1 pseudogene is annotated in these 500 nt (G+C 82.2%); it reads right to left on the minus strand.

Annotated elements, in window-relative coordinates:
• Positions 1-471 (minus strand): annotated as a pseudogene (locus CTKZ_RS21245) (hypothetical protein); the annotation flags it as partial.
• Between the last annotated feature and the right edge of the window lie 29 nt (positions 472-500).

Below are 500 nucleotides of genomic sequence, written 5' to 3' on the forward strand. Positions count from 1 at the left end.
GGGGGCGCCGAGCGGCACGGCCGCACCGCCGCCCGGGGGTGCCGTGGGCGACGGCTCGGTCCACGCCAGGCCGTCGGTGTCGGCCGTGTCGGCGCTGCCGGCAGGTGCGGTCGGTGCGGCCGGTGCTGCCGGTGCGGTCGGGTGGTCGCCGGGGACCGCGCGCTGGACGACCGTGGCGCTCGCTGTCGGCGCCGACGTCGGGCCCTCGGTCGTCGGGGTGCCGTGCGACGTGCCGCTCGCGGGGGTGGTCGTCGTCCCGCCCGGCTCGTGGGACGTCGTCGTGCCGCGCAGGGGCTGCGCACCGCCGGAGGGGACGCGCCGGTCGGGGCCGTACGTCGCCCCGGCGCCGGTGGGCGACCCGGTCGACCGCTGGACGTGCGCCGGGGGCGTCGCGAGCGTGAGGTCCGCAGCGGGAGCAGCCGGGGCGGCCGGGGGCACGGGGGTGGCAGGGGCGGCGAGCGGGAGGTCCACGGCAGGTCCGGCACCGCCGCCCGCCGGTC

Origin of the sequence: Cellulomonas algicola (assembly GCF_003851725.1) — a bacterium.
Classification (GTDB): Bacteria; Actinomycetota; Actinomycetes; order Actinomycetales; family Cellulomonadaceae; genus Cellulomonas; species Cellulomonas algicola.